We start from the raw sequence: 21,720 nt of genomic DNA, 5'->3' as shown, positions 1-21,720 counted from the left end.
GCCTTACGTCACGCGTCCCGGCCGCGTGCCGGGATCAGGAGGCGACATGCGCCGCAGCAAAGCGTTCATCCCCACCCTCAAAGAGGTCCCCGCCGACGCGCAGGTCGCGTCGCACCAGCTCCTTCTCCGCGCCGGCTTCGTGCGTCAGCTCGGCGCCGGCATCTACTCGTACCTCCCGCTCACGCTCCGTGCGCTCCGCAAGGTCGAGCAGGTGATCCGCGAGGAGATGGCCGCGATCGGCGCCCAGGAGTTCTACTTCCCGGCGTTGCACCCCGCCGAGCCGTGGCAGGAGTCAGGCCGCTGGGAGGTCATGGGACCGAACATGTTCCGGCTCAAGGACCGGAAGGGCGGCGACTACTGCCTCGGCATGACCCACGAGGAGATCTTCACCACGATCGCCCGCGCCGAGCTGCGCTCGTACAGGAACCTCCCCCAGGTCTGGTACCAGATCCAGACCAAGTTCCGCGACGAAGCCCGTCCCAAGTCCGGCCTCCTCCGCGTCCGTCAGTTCACCATGAAGGACGCCTACTCCTTCGACATCGACGCCGCGGGCCTCGACCGCTCCTTCGACGACCAGCGGCGCGCTTACCACCGCATCTTCTCCCGGTGCGGCCTCTCGTTCGTCGCCGTCGAAGCGCACTCGGGATCCATGGGCGGCTCTGCCTCCACCGAGTTCATGGTCCGCACCAACGCCGGCGAAGACAACATCGCCTCCTGCGCTGCATGTGGCTACGCCGCCAACACCGAGAAGGCCACGAGCCGCATCGCCTCTGCCGACGACGGCCCTGGCCTCGCCGCCCCCGAGAAGTTCCCGACCCCTGGCGTGCGCACCATCGAGGATCTCGGCAAACCTCCCTACGGCGTGACCGCCGACCGGCAGCTCAAGACCCTCGTCTACATCGCCGATGGCAAGCCCGTCATCGCCGTGGTCCGTGGCGACCAGCAGCTCAACGAAGCCAAGCTCCAGAGCGCCACCGCGGCCGATGATCTTCGCCCCGCGCACCCGGAAGAGATCCGCACCTTGCTCGGCGCGCTGCCTGGCTCCCTCGGTGGCGTCGGCACCGCTGGCCGCGCCCCTCTCTTCCTCGATCCCTCCCTCGTCGGCCGTCGTGACATGGTCACCGGCGCCAACCAGGACGACCATCACCTCCGCGGCGTCGACGTCGCGCGCGACCTCGCCCACGCCCAGCCCATCGATCTCCGCACCGTGAACGACGGCGAAGGCTGCCCCCGCTGTGACGGCGTCCTCTCCGTCTACAAGGGCCTCGAGGTCGGCCACATCTTCAAGCTCGGCACCAGATACGCCGTCGCCATGAAGGCCACCGTGCTCAACGCTGCCGGTGAGGTCGTCCCTGTCGTCATGGGCTCCTATGGCATCGGCGTCGAGCGCGTCATGGCCGCCGCGATCGAGCTGCACCACGACGCCGACGGCATCTGCTGGCCGATGTCCATCGCCCCCTTCCACGTCGCCCTGCTCTCCTTGCAGACCACCGACGCGGCCGTCGTGAAGGCCGCCGACGACCTCTACGCCGCCCTGGAGAGCGCGGGCATCGAGGTCCTCTACGACGATCGCGAAGAGCGCCCTGGCGTGAAGTTCAAGGACGCCGACCTCATCGGCCTCCCGATCCGCCTCGCCATCGGCACCAAGGGCCTCGCCAACCAGCAGGTCGAGGTCAAGCTCCGCACCTCGAAGGAGGTCCAGCTCGTCCCTCTCGCCGAGGCCGTGCAGTACGTGAAGGACCTCATCCGCGATCTCACCCCGAAGGCCATCGAGCCCGCGAGCTGACGGTCCGCGCGAGAGCCTCCGGGGGGCGCCTGCGTGTCACCGCCCCGTGACCCGCATCTCCGTCGCCTGCGGGCCCATCTTCACCACCAGCGTCCCTCCTGCCCGGCCCACGAACGTCCATCCCTCGCTCACCCCCTCCAGCGCTGCCTCGTCGGCCACCTCGCCCACCGCGACCCCTCCGCGCGTCACCCCCTCCGGCTTCGCGCCGACCCCCATCACCTCCAGCACCGCCCCCTCCTTCAGCTCCGCCCCAGGGGACCACCGCAGCTTCAGCCCCTCCTCGTCGCGCGCCTGCCCCAGCTCCGCCCCGTCGAACACCCGGAAGCTCCGCGTCGCGCTGCTCCCGTCCGCTCCTCCCGCCTCATCGCTCGTGCCTTCGGTTCCCCGCCCGCTTCCACGTACGACCGCCATCCGCGCGTACAGCAGCCCTGCCGACGTCGCGTAGCTGTCGACCCGCCCTGGCTCGCTCGTCGGTGCCAGCGTGTCGATCGTCGGCCGCAAGAGCGGCACGATCCCCCCCTCGCGCAGGAACAGCGGCAGCGTCCCCAGCGGCGCCTCCACCGTGATCGTCTTCCCCCCCTCGTGGACTGCCCCGTCCCACCAGCCGAACCACCGCCCTGCGGGCAGCGTCACCTCCCGGGACCGCGCCCCACGCGTCACCACCGGCGCCACCAGCAGCTCGTCCCCCAGCAGGTACGTATCGCGCGGATGCACCCCCAGCTCTGGATGCGCCAGCCCCAGCGCCCGCTGGATCGGCCGCCCGTCTTCCAGGAGGCGCGTCGCATACGACCACAGGTACGGGAACAGCCGCAGGTGCAGCCGCGTGTACGTCCGGTACCAGCCCAGCATCTCCTCGTCGAACCCCGTCGCCGCGCTGAACTCCCAGGCCACATTGCTCGTGGCCGTCCCGATCTGCATCACCGTCGACAGGGCCGTCTGCTCGAACCACCGCGTGAACGTCTCCTTGTCGGGCGGGCCGTGCCGGTAACCCCCCGTGTCCGCCCCGTAGAACGGGAATCCCGACGGCCCCAGCGACAGCCCGGCCACCACCGACGCGGGCAGCCCGCCCACCGCCAGCCGCCCCTTGTCTCCGATCGGATCCTCGTGCTGACTGAAGTCGGCATCGAGATCCCCCGGCCAGATGATCGGGCCATTCACCTGATCGCCGTACATCCCCGCGCGGCACAGCAAGAACCCCCCGTCGCTCGGCAGCATCTCTGCGTAGGCCTGGTGATAGAACCGCTGGTACAGGTTCTTCATCGAGCGCTCGTCGCTCCCATCGGCGAAGCGCCACTCATTCCGTGCCGTATTCAGCCCTGGCACGATGTCTTCCCCGTAATCGAGCTTGAACCCCTCGATGCCCAGGTCCGTGTACCGACGGATCAGCGATTGCCACCACGCCATCGCCTCGGGATTCGTCAGATCCACGACCGTCCCCCAGTCATTCAGTACCAGCCCTGACACCTCGGGCCAGAAGCCGCCCGCACTGGCCTCCTCGCGCAGCAGCCGCGTCGCATCGCTCTTCTCGTCGAGGTACGGCGTGTGCCAGAGCGCCATCCGCATTCCCAGCGCGTGCGCCCGCGCGATCATCGTCTCCGGATCCGGAAACTGCGCCGCCTCGAAATCGAACGTGTTCACCGCCGTCGCATAGGGCCGGTCGATCCAGTATCCGGTCGTGGCCAGATCCAGGTCCCGGATCGTCTCCAGATCGTCCATCACCTGGGCCTGGTCGTCGTTCTCGTTCCGCCAGATCCAGGGCCCCAGCGCCCAGCGCGCCGGCAGCCGCGGATAGCCCGTCACCTCGTAGTAATGGCGTGTCACGTCCAGCGGATGCGCCTCTCCGAACAGGTGGAATGCGAGCCCTTCCCCTGAAAACACCCCGGTCCCGAACGCGGCATCCACCCGGTCCGCCGCCTCCGTCGCCACCGCGAACACCCCGGGCAATGGCGATTCCACGAACAGCCCCCACCCCCGCGTCCCGATCAAGAGCGGCACCGGCACGTGCGCCTCGTTGTAGCCGCTCTCCAGCTCTGCCTGCAGTTCGAGCTGCATCGCGCGCACCTTGCCCCGGTGGTTCACCTCGTCGAAGGTCTCTCCCAGCCCGTAGAACCCTTCCTCTGCATCCACCCGAGGCCGCAGCCGGAAGTACGCCACCTGCGACCCTTCCACGGGCGTCCACCGCACCTGGAACCGACCGGCATCCGCCGCCTCCACCGAGAGCCCGGCGCGCAGCCCCGCGCCGTAGTCCAGCCCCAGCCGCAGCGCGCCGGCCTCCTCGCCCTCCACCGAGACCGCGTGCACTGCGTGCCACGCCACGTCGAGCGGCATGTACAGCCCGCTGGGCACGTACATCCGGTACGGGTCGTAGTTCGTCGCGTCGTCGACGGTGGCCACCGTCCCCAGCTCCAGCCCATCGGCGGGAAATTGCATCAACGTCACGTCGCCGCGTGACAGCGTGATCGTGCGCGTCCCCGTCTCCACCCGCACCGTGACCTCGCCCGCCGACAGCTCGGCCACCTGCCCGACGGGATCCGTCGTCTCGTCCCCGCCGCAGCCCGTGAGGACCCCGAGCGCGGCCCATGCAGCGACGGAGAGCCCGGAACCTGTACGCAACAGAGAGCAACGGCGCATCCCCCGACGATACCCTCGTCGGCCCTCGCCGTGTCAAAGCCGACCGTCCTGCCATGGGAGACGCGATGCGGATGCCTGCCTGCGTCATCTCATCAGCAACAGCCAGCCCTCGGAAACCTCCAGGGGAGAGGGCTCGCGCGGGCGCGCTGCGGCGACGAGGTGTGGAACACGTACAGTTACAGGTACCGGTACAGGTACACCCCGACCCAACCCGAGCGGGCGCCGTCATGGCCATTCCGCTCGTGGGATTGGCCCGAAATCGCCACCAATCGACTGGATGGTGTCGTCGAGGCACCTCCCGGGAAGGGATCGGGCCTGGCATCGGGTTTGCCCAGGGCAGCGCTGATCGAGGTGAGCGGAAGAGGGCCTGCAACCGCGTCCAGCCGTGTCTCCAGGAGACTGGCCGGGAGCTCCGCGCCAGAGGTGCGCAGGGCATCATCAGGTCGTGGCGGCAGGGCAGAATTCACGGACGTTACGTGTGGATGGCGCCTGCTCTCTTTCGCTGTCACCCCCACGCCACGGACGAGGAACAGGTGAAACCCATGGGGACTGAACGCAAAGACGCCTCCAGCTTCACGATCGACGCCAACCTGCAAATGGCGGCGGGCCTGAATTTCGAAGACACGCAGTCGTTCGACGACGCTCAGAAGGGATTCGTGGCCACCTGGCAGGATCTCACCATCAAGAACGAGCAGGGCCGCACCGTGTGGTCCCTGGTGCCCTATTCAGGGCAGGAAAACGCGAATGCGGCGGCGCCGCCCACCGTCAATCCGAGCCTGTGGCGCCAGGCCAAGCTCAATACCATCAACGGCCTCTTCAAGGTCTGTGATGGCATCTATCAGGCGCGCGCCTTCGACATGTCGAACATGACGATCGTCGAAGGCACGACGGGGCTCATCATCATCGATCCCTTGATCTCGGTCGAGTGCGCGAGGAGTGCGTTGCAACTCTACCGGGACAATCGTCCCGAGACGGCCAAACTGGATGTGACGGCCGTCATCTACACCCATAGCCACGTCGATCATTTCGGTGGCGTGGATGGGATCATGCCGGAGGACGAGGCGAAGAAGAAAGCCGTCACCATCTATGCGCCCGAGGGGTTTCTGGAGCATGCCGTCAGTGAGAACGTCTATGCCGGCTGTGCGATGGGGCGCCGGGCGCAGTACATGTACGGCCCGTTTCTGCAGCAGGACGACCAGGGGCAGGTGGACACGGGCCTGGGCAAAGGGCAGAGCACCGGCCAGGTGTCCCTGCGGGCACCGGATGTCCTGATCACCTCCACGGGTCAGCAGGAAACCATCGCGGGGCTGATCGTCACCTTCCACATGACGCCGGGCTCCGAGGCGCCCGCGGAGATGGACTTCTTCTTCGAGAAGTACAAGGCCTTCTGCGCAGCCGAGAACGCCACCCACAACATGCACAACATCCAGACCTTGCGCGGGGCGAACGTGCGCGACGCCCTGGCCTGGTCGAAATACCTGGGCGAGGCGCTCGAGCTGTTCGGAAAAAGAGCGCAGGTCATGTTCGCCTCCCACCACTGGCCCATCTGGGGACAGGAGAACATCGCGAGCTTCCTCGGACGGCAGCGGGACATGTACCGCTACCTCAACGACCAGACCCTGCGGATGTTGAACAAGGGCTACACCGGGATCGAGATCGCCGAGGTGTTCGAGATGCCCACCGACCTGGCAACCGACTGGTCGTGCCGCGGCTATTACGGTTCGACGAGCCACAACACCAAGGCCGTCTACGACAAGTACCTCGGCTGGTTCGATGGCGATCCCTCGAACCTGCACCGGCTGACCCCCGAGAGCGCAGCGCCCAGGTATGTCGAGCTGATGGGCGGCGCCGACGCCGTGATCCGGGCGGCCGAGAAAGCCGGCAAGGAAGGGGACTACCGGTGGGGCGCCGAGCTCTTGCGGCATGTGGTGTACGCCGACCCGTCGAATACCGCGGCCAAGAACCTGCAGGCCGACATGCTCGAACAGATGGGCTACCAGGCCGAGAACGCGACCTGGCGGAATTTCTTCCTGATGGGCGCCCAGGAGCTTCGCAATGGCATCCTGGACGTCGGGGCTGCGCAGACCTCGGCGTCCCTCGTCGAGGCGATGACGGTCGACATGATCTTCGACGCGATCGGGACGCTCGTCATCGGGCCTGCCGCAGGCAAGACGTCCATCGTCATGAACTGGATCATCAGCGATACGGGGGAGACCTATGTCGTCCGGCTCTCGAACGGCGCCCTGAGCTATGTCTCTGGCAAGCAGGACGCCAGCCGTGACGTCACCATCTCGCTCCCTCGGGACACGCTCGACCAGCTGATGATCGGGCAGCTATCGCCCAGGGACCTCGTCGACCTGAAGGGGGTCACCGTCACCGGCAACCTGCACAAACTCCTTCTCTTCTTCTGCCTCCTCGACGGGAGCGACCCTGCCTTCCCGATCGTCACCCCGCGATCGGATGCCCGGGCCGCCTGGAGCGGCAAGGACCACGCGGAGGTTCTGCTCGCCGCCGTCGAGCAGTTGCTCCAGCACGACAAGATCGCCAGGCCGCGGCGTCATTTCGGTCCCTTGCCACGGGGCTGCTGAAGGCATTCCTCGCCCCTGGCGAGGCAGCGTGCCCGTCGCCGTGGTTGCGGCGCGAGCCCTCATCCTTCATCCCCGCGAGCCGCCCGTCGGCAGCCCCCACCACTTCTGTTGCGCTCGCTCGGGCCAGCCAACCCCGCCCACCGCTCACTGCGTGCAGCAGAACGTCGACGGGCTGGCGGGGGTGACTCTCCCGGTCGGCTTGCCGCCGTCGGGCGTGCAGTGCGCCGGCTCGTGCACCGGCCAGGACACCGCGACGCCTCGCAGATCGCCAGGTAACACGTCGTCGGTACACCCCGGCTGATCGACGTCGACCACGGCCTGGGCGATGGCCTGCGTGCAGCTCGCGTCGCGGAAGGCCGACACGCGGGCCACGCAGGTGCCGCCCTCGGGGGCGCTGCACGTGCAGGGCGTGCAGCCGAGATCGCCTTCGACGCCGCCGAAGAACACCCGCCGCTTCGGGTAGCCCTCGGGGCACGTCGTCTCGTCCCCGCGCGTGAACACGCACTGCCGGAAGTCCCCCTCCGAGCGTGGCGCGCAGTGCAAGCTCGGATCGAGGCACGCCACCGGCGCCTCCACCCGGGCGCAAGCGCGGGCGAAGAAGTCCCAGGCGAAGGAGCCCGATTTCGGGGTGGGGATCGTGGTCGGCATGCACGCGCCGACGCGGGACGACGTGCTCCCGAAGGTGTCGAACGTCTCCTGCGGGATCGCCGGCACCCCCAGACAGGCACCGCTCCAGCCGTCGGGCAGGGACACGGGCTGCGCCCCCTCCAGGATCCCACCCGCCCCGCAGGCCGCCTCGGAGCTCACCGCCACCTCGGCCGGCGCCTCGCAGCGGGCTGGCTCGCACTGACACGGAGCGCACCCGCTCGTGGTGCGGAAGCCATCGTGCCCCTCGTACACCTTCGCCGGCGCCTGCGAGGGACACGCGGGCGCGTCCGCTTCGTGGGTCCCCGTCCACAGCAAGACCGGCCCCTCCCAGCCCAGCGAAGGCTCCGGCACGCACTCCCCGCGCGAGCACGGATCGCAGGGATCCTCGCATGTCGTGCACGGGTCGTCGCAGGTGTAGACGTCCACTCGCCCCAGACGACAGGCCGCGAAGAACAGGGTGGAGAGCAGCGCGGTGGCGGTCGCGCCTCGCAGGAGCCTGGGGGCGGAAGGGGTCATGGGACCCGGTCACCTTACCCGATTTCATGGCCCGACCTCCGATCGCGCACAGCAGAACGTGATCGGGTCGACCGCGGCGGCCCGTCCCACCGGCTCGCCCCCCGAGGCCGGACAGGTCCCTGGCTCTCGCTCGCGCCAGTCGCCGCGCAAGCTGCCGAGGGCCAGGTGCCGCCACCAGCTCGAGCAAGGCGAGTGATCGAGGTCCACGGCGCAGCCCGTGTCGTCCTCCGGAAGCTGGCAGTTCGGCTTGGGGAACGCGGCCACGTACGCGACGCAGTTGCTCCCGACGGGATCGCCACAGGCGCACGGTGCGCAGTCGAGCGAGCTGTCGACACCCTGGTAGAACAGCTTGCGCTCCGGATACGCCTCGGGGCACGCGGGCTGCTCACCCTCACGCCACACGCACGCGGTGAACCCAGCGGCCGCAGGATCCACGCCGAGGGGGTCCTGCTTCGCGCCTGGCATCCCCTGCTCGTACCGCGCGCCTTGCCCGCTCTGCGCGGGTTGCTCTGGGCCTTGCGGCGCCGGCTCACGCAAAGACCGCGGCTCCGCGCCTTCTGCGCCCTGCTCCCGCTGCGAGCCCTGCTCGCTCGACCCGTCCTGCGTGTGCGGGCTGCACGCGCGGGCGTGGGTCGCCCAGCGGGTCTCGGCGAGCACGGGCATGGATCCGGTGACGGGCTGACACGGGGTGACGGTGGTGCTGAGGAACTCGACCCACTCGATCCGTTCCTTCGGGATCGTCGGCATCGAGATGCACGCTCCATCCCATCCGGCGGGGGGCAGGTACGGGATGACCCGAGGTTCCGCCCCTTCGACCGGCGTGCACGCGAAGTCCTCCCACGCGAGCACGCCCGGCGACATCACGCACGTGGGTCTCGTGCAGCTGCACGACGGGCAGCGCTGCTCCGAGGAGAGGCCGTCGAAGCCCTCGAAGACCACCGCAGGAGCCTCGTCGGGGCACTCGGGCGCAGACTCGCTCGTGTCGCCCCACCAGAGCCACAGCGGCGCCCTCCAGCCGAGCGCGGGCCCGGAAGGACAAGCGTCCCCGGTGCAGGGCGCGCACGCTTCGTCGCAGCACGGACCGGGACAGCCTTTTCTTTTCTCGTCAGCACGGCCGCAGCTCCCCAGGGCGACGAGCCACCCGAGGACGACCAGGAGCCAGAAGGATCTCACTTCCGCATATCGGAGCGATCTACGTCACGCCACGTCAAGGCGATTGACGACGCATTGCCCATGGAATGTGCGTGCAATGCGCGAGGCCGAACGCACGAGCTTCTTTTTCGATGAAGTGATGCTGGTGAAGGAAATCTGGCCCGTCTGGGGGGAATGGCGTCGCGTGGCGTCACCCGCTCCTGTGGTACCTCGGCATGGGGACCGTCCACGAGGGGCCAACGCCAAGCGATGCGCAGATGCAGCGGATACAGGACCTGAAGACATTCCCGGACGGCTCGGTGGGCTGGGCCTGGGAGACGCAGGACGAGATCGAGGTGGTGCGTGTGAACGCCTGCCAGTAGAACGCTGTCTGCGCGCTGGATTTCCGCGCGTCGGGGGCGAGGACGTCCGGATGCTGCCGGGCGAGGTATCGCGCCTTCGGAGAGGCGGGTCGACGTTCGAGCGAGCGTCTCTGGAGCTTCGATGAAGAGCTCCCGGAGCCTCTCCCGAGGGGGGCCAGTGTTGCTGAGCGTGGGGCCCGAGCCTGTCGAGCGAGAGGACCCAAGGTCTCCATGAAGAGGTCCCGGAGCCGCTATCAGGAAGGTTCCGAAGCGACTGGGAGAGGGTGTGGAAGCTCCTGCAGGAGGCTGTGGAGGTTCCTGCAGGAAGGTCTCGAAGCTCCTGCAGGAGGGTGTGGAAGCTCCTGCAGGAGGGTGTGGAGGTTCCTGCAGGAGGGTGTGGAAGCTCCTGCAGGAGGGTGTGGAGGTTCCTGCAGGAGGGTGTGGAGGTTCCTGCAGGAGGGTCTCGAAGCTCCTGCAGGAGGGGGTGGAAGCTCCTGCAGGAGGGTGTGGAGGTTCCTGCAGGAGGGTCTCGAAGCTCCTGCAGGAGGGTGTGGAGGTTCCTGCAGGAGGGTCTCGAAGCTCTTGCAGGAGGGTGTCGGGGTTCCTGCAGGAGGGTGTCGGGGTTCCTGCAGGAGGGTGTCGGGGTTCCTGCAGGAGGGGGTCGGGGTTCCTGCAGGAGGGTGTCGGGGTTCCTGCAGGAGGGTGTCGAAGCTCCTGCAGGAGGGTCTCGAAGCTCCTGCAGGAGGGTGTGGAGGTTCCTGCAGGAGGGTCTCGAAGCTCCTGCGAGAGGTTCTCGGACCTCTACCGAGAGGTCCCCGGACCTCTACGTTGATCGTCAGAAAGGCCGAACTTGGTGTGCTGGACCCCTGGATCGGGCCCGATGGATGCCGACCGTGACGTGCAGGAACCCTGATCTCACCGTCCTCGACCGAATTCGGAGAGGCCTTTCGAGAGACGGCGGGTGGATGTCGTGGGTCAGGACACGGAGCTGGAACCGCCCCATGCAGGGTAACGTGGTGGAAGGTCGGACATCGCCAGGATGCCGGGACACCGTGGTCGGTGACGTCGCTCGGTTCGGTCCTGGATGGCGGAGGGTCGAAGGCGGTGGCGTTCGTCGTCGGTGCAGCCGTCGACGTCCGTCGAGAGCGTGATGCCCTTCAGGACCTCGAAGCGCTGGGCCTGGCGGCCGCGCTGGCGGGTGGGGTCGTGAAGCGCTCGGCTACGCTTTCCGCGCGGCCAGCTCCTGCGTGAGCACGTCCCGCATCGTCATCGGGGGACGGCCGAGCCAGCGCTCAAGGGTGGGATCCACCGTGGCGAACTCGCCGCGGCGGCTCGCGCGGTAGAGGCCGAGCGCGATGTCGGCGAGGTTCGCGGGGGCGCTTCGAGCCGCGAGCGTCGCGCGTAGCGTGTCGTCTTCGATGACGTCGCGCTGCACGGGGCGGCCGAGGAGGCTCGAAGCGATGTCGGCGAGGTCGGCGAGATCGAGCGCCTGAGCGGCCGTGAGCGGAGGGGTGGGGCCGTCGTGGCGGCCTTCCTCGGTGAGCACGATGGCGGCGGCCTCGGCGAGATCGGCGTGGGCCGTCCAGGAGACTTTGCCGTCACGCGGGGCTTCGAACGAGGCCTTCGTGAACGCGTCGGAGAGGAGCGCGAGCCCGCTCGCGGCGTAGAAGCCGTTGCGAAGAGACGTCCAGGCGAGGCCGCTCTCCGCGAGCAGGGCCTCGGTCGCGGCGTGATCGTGCATCGGGGGAAACTCGGACGTCGCGCTCACGCCCATGTGGCTGGTGTAGAGGATGCGTCGCGCGCCGGCCGTGCGCGCGGCCTCGATCGCTGCGCGGTGCTGCGCGAGGGTGTCACCGCCCTGGGCGCGTGCGTTCGAGGAGACGAGGAGGAGCTGCGTCACGCCCTCGAAGGCGTGGGCGAGGCTGCTCGGCTCGGCGAAGTCGCCACGCCGGACGCGGACGCCGCGCGCGAGGAGGTCGCTGGCCTGTGCGGGATCGCGGACGCTCGCGCCGACGTGGCTCGGCGGTACGCGCTCGATGAGTTTCTCGACGATCTGGCGCCCGAGTTTCCCTGTCGCTCCCGTCACGATGATCATGAACTGCCTCCTTCTCGGCGAACGGCGTGACGCTAGCACCTTCGTGGTATCGGTGGTAACCATGTTTTGTTATCGTTGATAACATGAGCGATCGAACGACGGATGTGCGGCGGAAGATCGTGCGCGCGGCAGCCGAACTCCTGCGTGAGGGCGGGCGTGAGGCGGTGTCGACGCGCGCGGTGAGCGCGGCCGCGAACGTCCAGGCCCCGACGATCTACCGGCACTTCGGCGACATGCACGCGCTCCGCCTGGCGGCAGCGCGCGAGGTGCTGGCGCGGTACGTGGCCCAGAAGGCGGCGCGGGCGCCCGGGGCCGATGCGGTCGAGGATCTCCGCCGTGGCTGGGATATGCACGTGGCGTTCGGTCTGGCGAACCCAGCGGCCTACACGCTGCTCTACGGTCTCGACGCGGGGGAGGAGAGGGGAGAGGGCGAAGGGGAGGAGGACAGGGAAGGGGAAGGCGCGGCGTCGGCCATGCGGGATGGGCTCGCTGTGCTGCGTGCGCTCGTCGAGCGGGTGGCGAAGGCGGGGCGTCTCCGGGTGAGCGTGCCGTTCGCGGTCCAGTTGATCCACGCGGGCGGGAGCGGGGTGACGCTGGCGCTCATCGAGACGCCAGCGAAGGAGCGGGATCTGCGCCTGTCCGAGGTGATGCGGGAGTCGGTGCTCGGCGCGATCCTCGTGGAGGGGGAGGCGTCACCGTCGCCTCGGGGCGAGGGGATCGCGGCGAGGGCGATCGCGTTGCAAGCGGCACTGGCGGATGGCGAAGAGGTGCTCTCGAAGGGGGAGCGGGTGCTCCTGGAGGAGTGGCTGGTGAGGTTGGCGGGCGCCGGCGCCGGCGGGGGTCGATGAGGGCAAGGCAAACCAGGCGGTTGGCCATCGGGGATGCGCCCTTCCTCATCGTTGCACGGGTGCCAACTTCCGTGACGGCGCGCTCCGCTCGGTGGCAGCATCGCAGGGCGACGAGAAAGGAGTTGATGGCCCGTATGCATCCGAGGCGAGGCCGAAGCTCTCGCCGTAGGCGGCAAGGGCTTGGTCGAGGTCGCCGCGCGCCATGTGAACATCGCCGACGCGGAGGAGGCTGAGGACGGTGCTCTTCGATGCGGCGCCGGTTGGATGCGTCTCGTGGTGCGCTCGTGTCCGCGCGAGGTGCTCCTCGGCGGCGTTCAATGCCCGTTCCAGCGCGCCTCGGTCCAGCTCATGGGCCGCGAGCCGGTCCAGCTGGAGGAGGAGCGCCTTCTCGGCCTCCAGATCCTCTGGTCGTTCCCTGGCTCGTGCGCGTGCCAGAGCAAGTTCGGCCTCGATGTCCTCGCGCGTCATCACTTCCTCCTCATGGATTCTCACGCCAGCGGTTCTCGTAGCGCCTGGGCAATCGCATTCAACGGCTCGTCGAGGTGCTGGAACAGGCGAATCGAGATCTCGTCGTCGTTCCAAGCACCCGCGAGGTGCTGGCTCCGGGGCGCAGGGCCGTGAGCCAGTGCCGGAGGAGATGGCAGCCGATGAAGCTTGCTGCTCCGGCATGACACCCCGGTCCAGTGGCGTGTAGCGTGGCCCCGCCATGGCCACTGCCTCCCCGCTCGCCAAGACCCCGCAGCAGGCCGACGCGCCGCCTCCGCAGTCCGAACTCCCGCGCCCGGCGGACGCAGTCTCGATGGTCGTTCGCCCTGCCCAGGGGATTGCCGCCGCAGGCGCGTCACGCCTCGTGCCGCTCGACTGGATGCGCGGGCTGGTGATGGTGCTGATGACGATCGACCACGCCTCGGGCGCGTTCAACGCGAACCGCATCAGCTCGGACAGCTCCGCCTCGTGGAAGGTGGGGTCGGCGCTGCCGCTCGATCAGTTCCTCACGCGGTGGATCACGCACCTGTGTGCTCCGACCTTCATCTTCCTCGCGGGGGCGGTGCTGGCGCTCAGCGTGGAGCGGCGGCTGGCGAAGGGGGAGGCGCCCGGGAAGGTGGACCGCTTCATCCTCACCCGGGGGCTGATCATCGTGCTGCTCGACGCCCTGTGGATGTCGTGGGCCTTCGTGCGGCCTGGCGCGGTGCTGTTCCAGGTGCTCTACGCGATCGGGGCGAGCATGATGTGCATGGCCCTGCTGCGCCGGCTGCCGACGGCGTGGCTCGTCGGGGGCGCGGCGGCGCTGATGCTCGGGGGGGAGGCGCTCACGGGGCTTCTCTTGTGGGCCACGGGGGAGAAGCCGATCTTGCCGGTGGCGCTGCTGTTCACGGGGGGGAGGTTCCCGCCGCTGATGATCGCCTACGCGCTCGTGCCCTGGCTGTCGGTGATGATGCTGGGGTGGGGTTTCGGGCGGCTGCTGGCGAAGGGGGAGGCGGTGCGGCCGGCGCGCTGGCTCGCGCTCGGTGGGCTGGGGGCGCTCTCGGTGTTCGCGGTGGTGCGGGGGCTGAACGGGTACGGGAACATGCGCCTCCTGCGGGAGAACGGGTCGCTCGCGCACTGGCTGCACGTGAGCAAGTACCCGCCGTCGCTGTCGTACCTGGCGCTGGAGCTGGGGATCATGGCGCTCCTCCTCGCGGGGTTCTTCGCGCTCGCGCGGCGGGCGGGGTCGGCGCGGTGGATGCGGCCGCTCCTCGTGCTGGGGCAGACGGCGCTGTTCTTCTACGTGCTCCACGTCCACCTGCTGCAGTTCGCGGCGTGGGCGCTCGGGATGTCGCGCAAGGCGGGCCTGGGGGCGTCGTACCTCGCGTCGCTGGGGCTCCTCCTCTTGCTGTACCCGCTGTGCGTGGCGTACGGGCGCTACAAGGCGGCGCACCCGGAGGGGTGGGCGCGCTACCTGTGAAGGGCTATCCTCGGCAGGATCGAGATGGCGAACCCCAGCTACGTCGCCGAGCGGTTCCAGGAACTCTCGGCCCAGGTGCTCGCGCCGCTGGTGCTGGGCGGGCCGATCCGGCCGGTGAGGCCCTTCGGGGTGGAGCTGGGGATGCAGGTGGGCGGGGCGCGCACCGTGCTCGACCAGGATCTGCGCTCGCAGATGGATGTGGCGCGGGTGCGGGTGGCGCGGTTGATCGCGCCGGTGGACACCTTGCCGGAGCTGTCGACGTATGACTGGGCGCTGGCGGCGGCGCTGAACGATCTGCTCCAGCTAACGAACCACGAGCTGGGCGGGGCGCTGACGCGAGGGCGGTATCGCACGCTCCTCGGGAGCGTGATCGCGCTGTGCGAGCGGATCCCGCCGCCGCGCACGGTGGAGTCGGCGCTGTCGCGGCAAGCGACGTTCGCGCGGGTGCTGGAGTGCGTGCGCACCGACACGACGGTGTCGTGGTGGACGGGCCGCGCGAGCTTCCGCGGTCAGCCGGCGCCGAAGCGTCTCCTGGCATGGCCGAAAGCGCGGAATGTGAACGTGGACGCGCGGCGGGTGGCGCTCACCGAGATGCTCGATGGGGTGACGGGGGTGACGGTCGACGAGTACCTGTTCGCCGTTTCGCTGTGGCTGACGCGCACGCCGCTGACCGATCTGGCGACGCTGGGGCGGCGGCGGCCGACGTTCGGGTGGTCGGCGTCGACGCTGTCGGTGATCGCGACGGGGCCGGGCCGGTCGCTGGCGTACCGGCTGCTGGCGCGCGCCGGGAAGGCGCAGACGCTCGACGCGCTGAGGCGGGCGAGGAAGGAGATCCCGGCGCGTCACGCGGAGGCGCGGGCGCTGTGCGCTGCGTTCGAGCAGGAGGTGCGCGCGGGGTTCGCGGCACACGGTGAGGAGACGGATGCAGAGGCGGCGGCGCGCGGGGAGGGGACGGGCGCGGAGGCCATGGGGCGCGGGAGTGAGCCTGGTGACGCCGAGGGGAGCGATGAGGCGGCGGTGTGCGAGGAGGACGTGCGCAGGGAGCCAGCGGGGCGCGGCGAGGAGGGGCGCGGTGAGGAGGGGCGCGGTGAGGGCGCGCGTGGGGAAGATGCGCGCGCTGGACAGGAGGCGCTGGGAAGGGGCTGAGTTCGTGGCCAGCGGGGTCAGGGGCCAGCCGTGAGGATGCCATCGGCGGCGGCGTGGCCGGCATTCACGGCGCCGTCGAGGTAGCCCATCCAGACGGTGGCGGCCTCGGCGCCTGCCCAGTGGATGCGGCCGAAGGGGCGGCGAAGGGCGCGGCCGAAGGCGGTGAGGGCGCCAGGAGGGGAGACCCCCGTGGGGCCGCCCCAGGCCCAGGGGTCGGCGCTCCAGTCCTTGTAGATGAACCGGCGCGGGGAGCGGAAGCGCTCGTCCTGGAAGGTCTCGGCGAGCGCGGTGCAGACGGTGCGCTCGATGTCGTGCGCGGGGCGGCCACTGAGGGCGTCGGCGTGATCGGCGACGACGAAGGCCATGATCGCAGGAGGACCGGGAGGGACGGTGTAGTCCATGGTCCAGATGAGCGGGGTGGTGTTGCCGATGGACAGGCCGGAGTAGCGCTCGTGCCAGAAGGGCTCGTCGTAGACGGCGTAACATTTGACGGTGCGGCCGAGGGGGTTGCGCTGCACGAGGTGGGTGCGATCGGGCCGGAGGGGCGGGTCGTACTCGATGCGCGACGAGACGGAGGGGCTCACGGCGACGATGGCGTGGCGGGCGCGGAGGCGGTCGTTGGTCCGGGTGGTGATGGTGACGCCTTCGAGGTCCTGCTCGATGCGGCGGACGGGGTGGCCCAGGCGCACGGCGGGTCCGAGCTCGCGGGTGAGCCGGTCACAGACGTCGTGGGCGCCGTGGCGGAAGTAGAAGCCCTGGGCGGCGTCCTTGCCCTGGTTGTCGAGCAAGGTGTCGATGCCGCCGGCGCTGGCGGCGTACCAGAGGAAGTAGAGGAACGAGATCTCCGAGGGCTCGACGGACCAGACGGCGCGGACGCCGATGCGGAGCATGTCTTCGTCGATGCGGGTGAAGAAGACGTCGCTCTTCAGGAAGTCCTCGACCGACCAGTCGTCCCAGCGCTCGGCATTGGGCGCGTTCCACGGGTCGTGGATGTGGTTCTTCATCACCTGGATGAAGCGGTCGAGGCGGAGCTGCATCCGCCAGATGCCGAAGAGGGAGATGGGGTTGAAGGCGGCCCAGGGGAGGGTGGCCTCGGGGTCTTCGAGGACGCGCTTGCCGTTGAGGTAGTAGACGGCTTCGCCCTCGGCGCGGACGGGGATGACGTCGGCGCTGGGGTCGTCGAAGTCCATGCAGAGACCAAGCTCGGTGCAGAGCTGGATGAGGGCGGTCTGGTTGGTGCCGAGGTAGGCGGCGCCGAGATCGAAGCTGTGGTGGTGGCCGTCGATCTCGACCTCTTCGTGGCAGACGCGGCCGCCGGTGCGGTCCTGGGCTTCGAGCACGACCACCTGGCGGCCACGCCGGGTGAGCTTGCGGGCGGCGCACATGCCCGATAGGCCCGCGCCGACGACGACGACATCGCACTGCTCCGAGACCATGGTGTCGACCTCCCTGGTCGCAGGGTACCAGCTCGGGTCGCGATGACGGCGTGCGACGCGACACGCGGCGCCGTCGAGGTGCGCAAAGAGTGCGAGCCGTGGGAGCGCAGGGGCCGACAGGCCCCTGGCCGATGGTGCTGGTCTCAGCCGTAGGAGGCGGCGGTCGCAGGTTCGCGGCCGAAGTCGACGAGGGTGCGCAAGGCGCGTGCGCCGGCCGCTGCGAACGGAGCGAAGCGCTCGACGCCGAACAGCGAGCGGAGTGGCTCGCGGGCTTCCGGGTGATCGGCGATGCGCTGGAGCGAGACGGTGAGCGCCGAGCGGGCGAAGATCGGGACGTCGGGCAGGCTGGCGATGAGATCGGCGGGGATGGGGCCGGCGACGTCGAGCACGCGGCCCCTCCGGCCGGGGACGACGTCGAGGAAGCCCGCGCGGAGCATGCCGTGCGAGGACTCTCCGTCCTCGTAGACGGCGAAGGTGGCGCCGACGTCGGCGTGGCCGTGGAGCACGGCTTCGGCGACCTTGCCGTGGGTGTTGTGGAAGGTCTCGGTCGAGAACAAGCTGCGCGGATCGAAGCCGCGTCGGCGCAGGGCTGCGCGCGGGAAGAGGTAGCCGCTGGCGCTGCTCGGGGCGACCCACGCAGCGCGCGCGCCGGTGAGCTGCTCGACGGCGGTGATGGGCGAAGCCTCGTCGACGAAGAGGGCGGCGTGATAGAGCGGCGAGCCGGCGCGGACGGAGCTGACCAGCGGCACGACCGGGGCGAGGCCAGGGCTCTTCACCATGAGGGTCGGCGAGAGCCAGGCGACGTTGACCCGGCCCGAGGCGACGGCCGAGGCGAGCGCTCCAGGCGACGGAGCGCGGTGCGGGGAAATGACGCCTCCGACCAGCTCACCGAGCAGCGCACAGAAGTCGGCGAGGTGCAGTCGGGTGCAGGCGTCATCGGTGGCAGGGACGAGGCCGAAGGTGAGCTTCGGCATCCCCGGCGGCGAGGACCTGCGGTTGAAGAGCATCGTCCCGATCGTAACGGACGGAGGCGCGTGCGGGTAAGACTCTTTGGTGACGGGTGGGCGCGTGGAGGGTGACGGTGTGTGTGATGCGCCGTCTTCGTGTGTTGGAGCGATGCGGTGCGTGACGTGCGCGTCGTGGCGTCAATCGCGGCCGATCCACGGTACGAAACGACCCGTGCGGCGACTGTAGTCGGTGTAGGTGTCGCCGTGTGTCGTGCGGAGGTACGGCTCCTCGATGATGCGGACCTGCAGCTCGATCGCCAGCACGAGCAGCGCGAGCGCAGCGAGCGAGGTGAAGGTCGGCAGGACGAGCAAAAGGCCGAGCGAGCCGAGGACGAGGAAGCTGAAGACGGGGTTCCTCACGGCGCGGAACGGGCCTTCGAGGACGAGCGTGGTGCGCTCGGCGCCGTCCACGCCGACGCGCCAGGAGCGCCCCATGGCGTTCTGAGACCAGGCGATGCCAGCGACGCCGAGCAAGGCGGCGATCGTGCCGACGATGTCGAGCGCTGCCTGCGGCAGGAAGAGCCAGCGATCGACGCCGAGCCAGACCAGGAGCGGAGCGAGCACGGTGCAGGCGAGCGCGAGGGCGAAGCTCACGCCGCCGATCCAGGGGAGCGAGCCCGGTCGGCCGGAGATGCCGCGGAAGCCGGTGGACCCGGTGTCGCGGAGGTGCAGCCAGGTGCGCACGCCGAAGGTGAGCAGAAGGGAGAGGACGACGAGGAGGAGGACCAGGAGGGCACGGTTGCGCGCTTCGATGGACATGATGTCGAAGACGATGTAACACTTGTGAAACTGTTGTATCAATGAGGTGGTCGCATGGGGCGAGGGCACAACGGTCATCCCCCTCCTCGGGGCCGGGTGGCTCCCGCTCCATGGCCAGTGGTTGAAATCTCCCGGGTTTTCCGCCGTTCGCGGGTCGAGGCAGGGAGCATCCGGGAAGGGTTGGCCAGGCTCCCAGGGGAGCGGGCCGAGGTGCAGGCGCTCGAGCGCTGGGGTTCTGTTCGTATGTCCGGTCGCATCTGCCGTTCCGCTGGCCACCCCTCGGGGGGCTTTCCGTCTGGTCGCCTTCGTCGTGTGACGCGGTGGGCCGTGGCGTCGCTGGTGCTGGGCGTCCTCTGGCTGGTGGGGACGCCGGCTTCCGTGGAGGCGGCAGAGCCGTTGACGCGGGCCCGGGTGGTGGAACTCGCGCGCGTGGCGCCAACGGCCCGGAGGGCAGGGGCCGAGGTGGGGGTGGCGCGTGCGGAGCGGGGGGCCGCAGGGGTGTTCTCGCTGAGCAATCCGGTGGTGGCCGTGGCCGGGGGGCTGCGGGTGAACCGGGACGGGCGTCCGCCGCCGGCGGCGCAGGCGAGCTTCGCGTTTCCGTTCGATCTCGGGGGGCAGCAGAGCGCGCGCATCGACGCGGCCGAAGAGGCGCTCCGAGCGGCGGAGGCGATGGGCGCGGACACGGGGCGGCGGGTGCTGCTGGCAGCGCTGCTGCAGCACGCACAGGTGGTGCGGGACGAGCAGGAGCTGGTGCTGGCGAGGGCGCGCCGTGATCTGGCGCGGGGGCTGTTGACGACGGTGGAGCGGCGGCGGGCGGCGGGCGAGATCCGGGAGACGGATGCGGCGCTGGCGACGCTTCAAGCGGCCCGTGAGGCGGCGGCGGCGGTGACGGTGGAGGGGGCGCGTGACGCGGATCTGGCGGTGCTCGTGGCGCTGCTCGGTCTGGAGGCGCTGCCTCCCGGGGTGGAAGGGCCGCTCGTGCCCGGTGGCGAGGCGCCGTCGCTGGCGACGCTGCTGCAGGAAGCCGGGGAGCGGACGGACGTGCGGGCGGCCGTGGCGCAGCTCGCGTCGGCGAAGGCGAAGGTGGTGCGTGAGCGGGCGGCACGGTGGCCGACGCTGAGCGTGTCGGCGCAGTACGAGCTGGACGAGGGGGCGCACATCGGGATGCTCGGGATCGCGGCGCCGCTGCCGATGTTGAACGCGAACCGCTCGGCAGCCGCGGCTGCCGCGGCCGAGGTCGGGGTGGCCGACGCGCAGCTCGGGGCGACACGCGCCGAGGCCACGGGGCAGATCCGGCAGCTCCACGCGCGGTACACGTCGACGCGGGCGGCGCTCGAGGCGCTGGCCGAGGTGGCAGAGCTGGCGAAGCGGGCCGCGGCACTGGCGCAGCGCTCCTTCGAGCTGGGCGAGAGCGATACGTACAGCGCGCTGCTGGTGCGTCGCGAGGCGCTCGACGCGCAGCTTGCGTTGCTCCAGGCCGAGCATGCGCACGCAAACGCGAAGATCGAGCTCTTCGTGCTGTCGGGGAGGGTGCCGCGATGAGCGCGACACACAAGGTCGAGCTGACGCGAGGTCGGATCGCCGTGCTGGTGGCAGGCGCGCTGGGGCTGGCCTGCGCGACGGCGGGGATCACCGTGCTGGTGGAGCACGCGGTGCACGGGGAGTCGTCGCACTGGGGTGACCTCTTCGGGCACGGGGATCACGATCACGACAAGGGCGAGCACCGGCACGGCGAGGGGCGCGGCCACGAGGACCACGATCACGGCGACAAGGAGGAAGGGCACGGCGAGGGGCGGGTGGTGCTCTCGGCCGAGGCGCTCGCTGCTGCCGGGATCGAGGTGGCGGCGGCCGGGCCCGGGCAGGTGGAAGTGACGGCCACGCTGCCAGGTGAGGTGGCGCTGAATGCGGACACGGTGGCGCACGTGACGCCGCGCGTGGGCGGGGTGGTGCGCGAGGTGAAGCGGAACCTGGGCGACCGGGTGAAGAAGGGCGAGGTGCTGGCGGTGCTCGACAGCCGGGAGCTGGCCGATCTGCAGCGCGAGGCGCTGACGGCGCGGGAGCGGCTGGAGCTGGCAGAGACGAGCTTCCGGCGGCAGGAGGCGCTCTGGCAGGAGAAGGTGACGTCGGAGAAGGAGTACCTCTCGGCGAAGCAGGCCCTCGCCGAGGCGCGGATCGAGCACCGGAGCGCGACGCAGAAGCTCGCGGTGGGATCAGGGGGCGGCTCGAAGGAGGGGGGCTACGCGCTGGTGGCGCCGCTCGACGGGACGATCATCGAGCGGCACGCGACGGTGGGCGAGGTGCTCGGGGGCGAGACGCGGGCGTTCACGGTGGCCGATCTGTCGACGATCTGGGTGAACGTGACGGTGTACGCGAAGGATCTCGCGCAGGTGCATCCGGGGCAGGTGGCGCGGGTGCGCGCGGAGGGGATCGAGCAGCGGGCGGAGGGGAAGATCACCTACCTGAGCCAGGTGGCCGACGAGCAGACGCGTTCGTCGATCGCGCGGGTGGTGCTGATGAACCCGGGGCCAGCGTGGCGGCCCGGGTTGTTCGCGACGGCGGACATCGTGGTGAGCGAGGCAGAGGTCGCGGTGACGGTGCTGGACGACGCCGTGCAGCGGCTGGAGGGCAAGGACGTGGTGTTCGTGCAAGAAGGCGAGGCGTTCCAGGTGCGCCCGGTGCGCCTCGGGAGGCGCGGGACGGTCGAGGGGAACGCGGTGGTCGAGGTGCGCTCCGGGATCGCGGCGGGGGAACGCTACGCGAGCAAGAACAGCTTCGTTCTCAAGGCCGATCTCGGGAAGTCCGGGGCCGCGCACGAGCACTGA

Annotated in this window: 15 protein-coding genes; 7 read left to right on the top strand and 8 right to left on the bottom strand. The window is 69.8% G+C overall.

Translation table 11 applies throughout. From position 1 onward, the window contains the following. Window positions 1–46 precede the first annotated feature (46 nt). Window positions 47–1,786 (top strand): proline--tRNA ligase, encoded by a 1,740-nt coding sequence (locus tag CMC5_RS28640; RefSeq protein WP_050433377.1) that lies wholly within the window; start codon window positions 47–49, stop codon window positions 1,784–1,786. A gap of 36 nt (window positions 1,787–1,822) precedes the next feature. On the opposite strand, the gene CMC5_RS28635 is transcribed toward CMC5_RS28640, so the two are convergent. After that, complete coding sequence (locus tag CMC5_RS28635; protein ID WP_082362886.1) at window positions 1,823–4,417, bottom strand: TIM-barrel domain-containing protein; 2,595 nt, start codon at window positions 4,415–4,417, stop codon at window positions 1,823–1,825. 542 nt (window positions 4,418–4,959) lie between these two features. Between CMC5_RS28635 and CMC5_RS28630 the strand changes: the two genes are divergently transcribed. Continuing rightward, on the top strand, window positions 4,960–7,005 hold the full coding sequence (locus tag CMC5_RS28630; protein WP_063796365.1) for an alkyl/aryl-sulfatase: 2,046 nt from the start codon (window positions 4,960–4,962) through the stop codon (window positions 7,003–7,005). A 144-nt stretch (window positions 7,006–7,149) separates the two neighbouring features. On the opposite strand, the gene CMC5_RS28625 is transcribed toward CMC5_RS28630, so the two are convergent. From CMC5_RS28625 to CMC5_RS28610, 3 genes are all read right to left on the bottom strand, one after another. After that, entirely contained in the window at window positions 7,150–8,169 is a 1,020-nt protein-coding gene (locus CMC5_RS28625; protein ID WP_050433375.1) for a hypothetical protein, read from the bottom strand. Window positions 8,170–8,193: 24 nt separating this feature from the next. Beyond that, the gene (locus CMC5_RS28620; protein WP_050433374.1) at window positions 8,194–9,342 is read right to left on the bottom strand and encodes a hypothetical protein; all 1,149 of its coding nucleotides are present in this window, start codon (window positions 9,340–9,342) and stop codon (window positions 8,194–8,196) included. A 1,539-nt stretch (window positions 9,343–10,881) separates the two neighbouring features. Then, window positions 10,882–11,757, bottom strand: a complete 876-nt coding sequence (locus CMC5_RS28610) for an NAD(P)H-binding protein (RefSeq protein WP_050433371.1) — start codon at window positions 11,755–11,757, stop codon at window positions 10,882–10,884. 83 nt (window positions 11,758–11,840) lie between these two features. Here CMC5_RS28610 and CMC5_RS28605 point away from each other — a divergent pair, with 83 nt between their 5' ends. Beyond that, a complete protein-coding gene (locus CMC5_RS28605) occupies window positions 11,841–12,605 on the top strand; it encodes a TetR/AcrR family transcriptional regulator (RefSeq protein ID WP_050433370.1) in 765 nt (254 codons plus the stop codon). Window positions 12,606–12,650: 45 nt separating this feature from the next. Here the strand turns inward: CMC5_RS28605 and CMC5_RS28600 are convergent, their stop codons facing one another. Then, complete coding sequence (locus CMC5_RS28600) at window positions 12,651–13,073, bottom strand: hypothetical protein (protein WP_050433369.1); 423 nt, start codon at window positions 13,071–13,073, stop codon at window positions 12,651–12,653. A gap of 238 nt (window positions 13,074–13,311) precedes the next feature. Here CMC5_RS28600 and CMC5_RS28595 point away from each other — a divergent pair, with 238 nt between their 5' ends. Both CMC5_RS28595 and CMC5_RS28590 read left to right on the top strand, forming a co-directional pair. Continuing rightward, on the top strand, window positions 13,312–14,550 hold the full coding sequence (locus CMC5_RS28595; protein WP_050433368.1) for an acetyltransferase domain-containing protein: 1,239 nt from the start codon (window positions 13,312–13,314) through the stop codon (window positions 14,548–14,550). Window positions 14,551–14,574: 24 nt separating this feature from the next. Continuing rightward, window positions 14,575–15,696 carry a hypothetical protein gene (locus tag CMC5_RS28590; protein ID WP_063796364.1) on the top strand — a complete coding sequence of 374 codons (1,122 nt, stop codon included), beginning with the start codon at window positions 14,575–14,577 and terminating at the stop codon, window positions 15,694–15,696. Window positions 15,697–15,713: 17 nt separating this feature from the next. On the opposite strand, the gene CMC5_RS28585 is transcribed toward CMC5_RS28590, so the two are convergent. The 3 genes from CMC5_RS28585 to CMC5_RS28575 form a co-directional block, all read right to left on the bottom strand. Continuing rightward, on the bottom strand, window positions 15,714–17,132 hold the full coding sequence (locus CMC5_RS28585) for a flavin monoamine oxidase family protein (protein ID WP_050433367.1): 1,419 nt from the start codon (window positions 17,130–17,132) through the stop codon (window positions 15,714–15,716). A gap of 143 nt (window positions 17,133–17,275) precedes the next feature. After that, entirely contained in the window at window positions 17,276–18,139 is an 864-nt protein-coding gene (locus tag CMC5_RS28580) for a phosphate/phosphite/phosphonate ABC transporter substrate-binding protein (protein WP_050433366.1), read from the bottom strand. A gap of 138 nt (window positions 18,140–18,277) precedes the next feature. Further along, window positions 18,278–18,976, bottom strand: a complete 699-nt coding sequence (locus tag CMC5_RS28575) for a methyltransferase family protein (RefSeq protein WP_245677790.1) — start codon at window positions 18,974–18,976, stop codon at window positions 18,278–18,280. Window positions 18,977–19,225: 249 nt separating this feature from the next. Between CMC5_RS28575 and CMC5_RS28570 the strand changes: the two genes are divergently transcribed. Then, a complete protein-coding gene (locus CMC5_RS28570) occupies window positions 19,226–20,440 on the top strand; it encodes a TolC family protein (RefSeq protein WP_050433365.1) in 1,215 nt (404 codons plus the stop codon). Then, window positions 20,437–21,720, top strand: coding sequence for an efflux RND transporter periplasmic adaptor subunit (locus CMC5_RS28565; protein ID WP_050433364.1), 1,284 nt, complete (start codon window positions 20,437–20,439; stop codon window positions 21,718–21,720). Before CMC5_RS28570 ends, CMC5_RS28565 begins: the two co-directional genes overlap by 4 nt.

This window comes from Chondromyces crocatus (genome assembly GCF_001189295.1).
Taxonomy (GTDB): domain Bacteria; phylum Myxococcota_A; class Polyangia; order Polyangiales; family Polyangiaceae; genus Chondromyces; species Chondromyces crocatus.
Note: the sequence above shows the minus strand (reverse complement) of the source record. Positions and strands in the feature narration are given on the sequence as shown.

Coding starts and splice junctions, on each gene's coding strand:
- CMC5_RS28600 (WP_050433369.1), bottom strand. CDS start 13,073: ATGACGCGCGAGGACATCGAGGCCGAACTTGCTCTGGCACGCGCACGA.
- CMC5_RS28580 (WP_050433366.1), bottom strand. CDS start 18,139: ATGCTCTTCAACCGCAGGTCCTCGCCGCCGGGGATGCCGAAGCTCACC.
- CMC5_RS28575 (WP_245677790.1), bottom strand. CDS start 18,976: ATGACCGTTGTGCCCTCGCCCCATGCGACCACCTCATTGATACAACAG.
- CMC5_RS28565 (WP_050433364.1), top strand. CDS start 20,437: ATGAGCGCGACACACAAGGTCGAGCTGACGCGAGGTCGGATCGCCGTG.
- CMC5_RS28590 (WP_063796364.1), top strand. CDS start 14,575: ATGGCGAACCCCAGCTACGTCGCCGAGCGGTTCCAGGAACTCTCGGCC.
- CMC5_RS28585 (WP_050433367.1), bottom strand. CDS start 17,132: ATGGTCTCGGAGCAGTGCGATGTCGTCGTCGTCGGCGCGGGCCTATCG.
- CMC5_RS28640 (WP_050433377.1), top strand. CDS start 47: ATGCGCCGCAGCAAAGCGTTCATCCCCACCCTCAAAGAGGTCCCCGCC.
- CMC5_RS28635 (WP_082362886.1), bottom strand. CDS start 4,417: ATGCGCCGTTGCTCTCTGTTGCGTACAGGTTCCGGGCTCTCCGTCGCT.
- CMC5_RS28625 (WP_050433375.1), bottom strand. CDS start 8,169: ATGACCCCTTCCGCCCCCAGGCTCCTGCGAGGCGCGACCGCCACCGCG.
- CMC5_RS28595 (WP_050433368.1), top strand. CDS start 13,312: ATGGCCACTGCCTCCCCGCTCGCCAAGACCCCGCAGCAGGCCGACGCG.
- CMC5_RS28610 (WP_050433371.1), bottom strand. CDS start 11,757: ATGATCATCGTGACGGGAGCGACAGGGAAACTCGGGCGCCAGATCGTC.
- CMC5_RS28605 (WP_050433370.1), top strand. CDS start 11,841: ATGAGCGATCGAACGACGGATGTGCGGCGGAAGATCGTGCGCGCGGCA.
- CMC5_RS28630 (WP_063796365.1), top strand. CDS start 4,960: ATGGGGACTGAACGCAAAGACGCCTCCAGCTTCACGATCGACGCCAAC.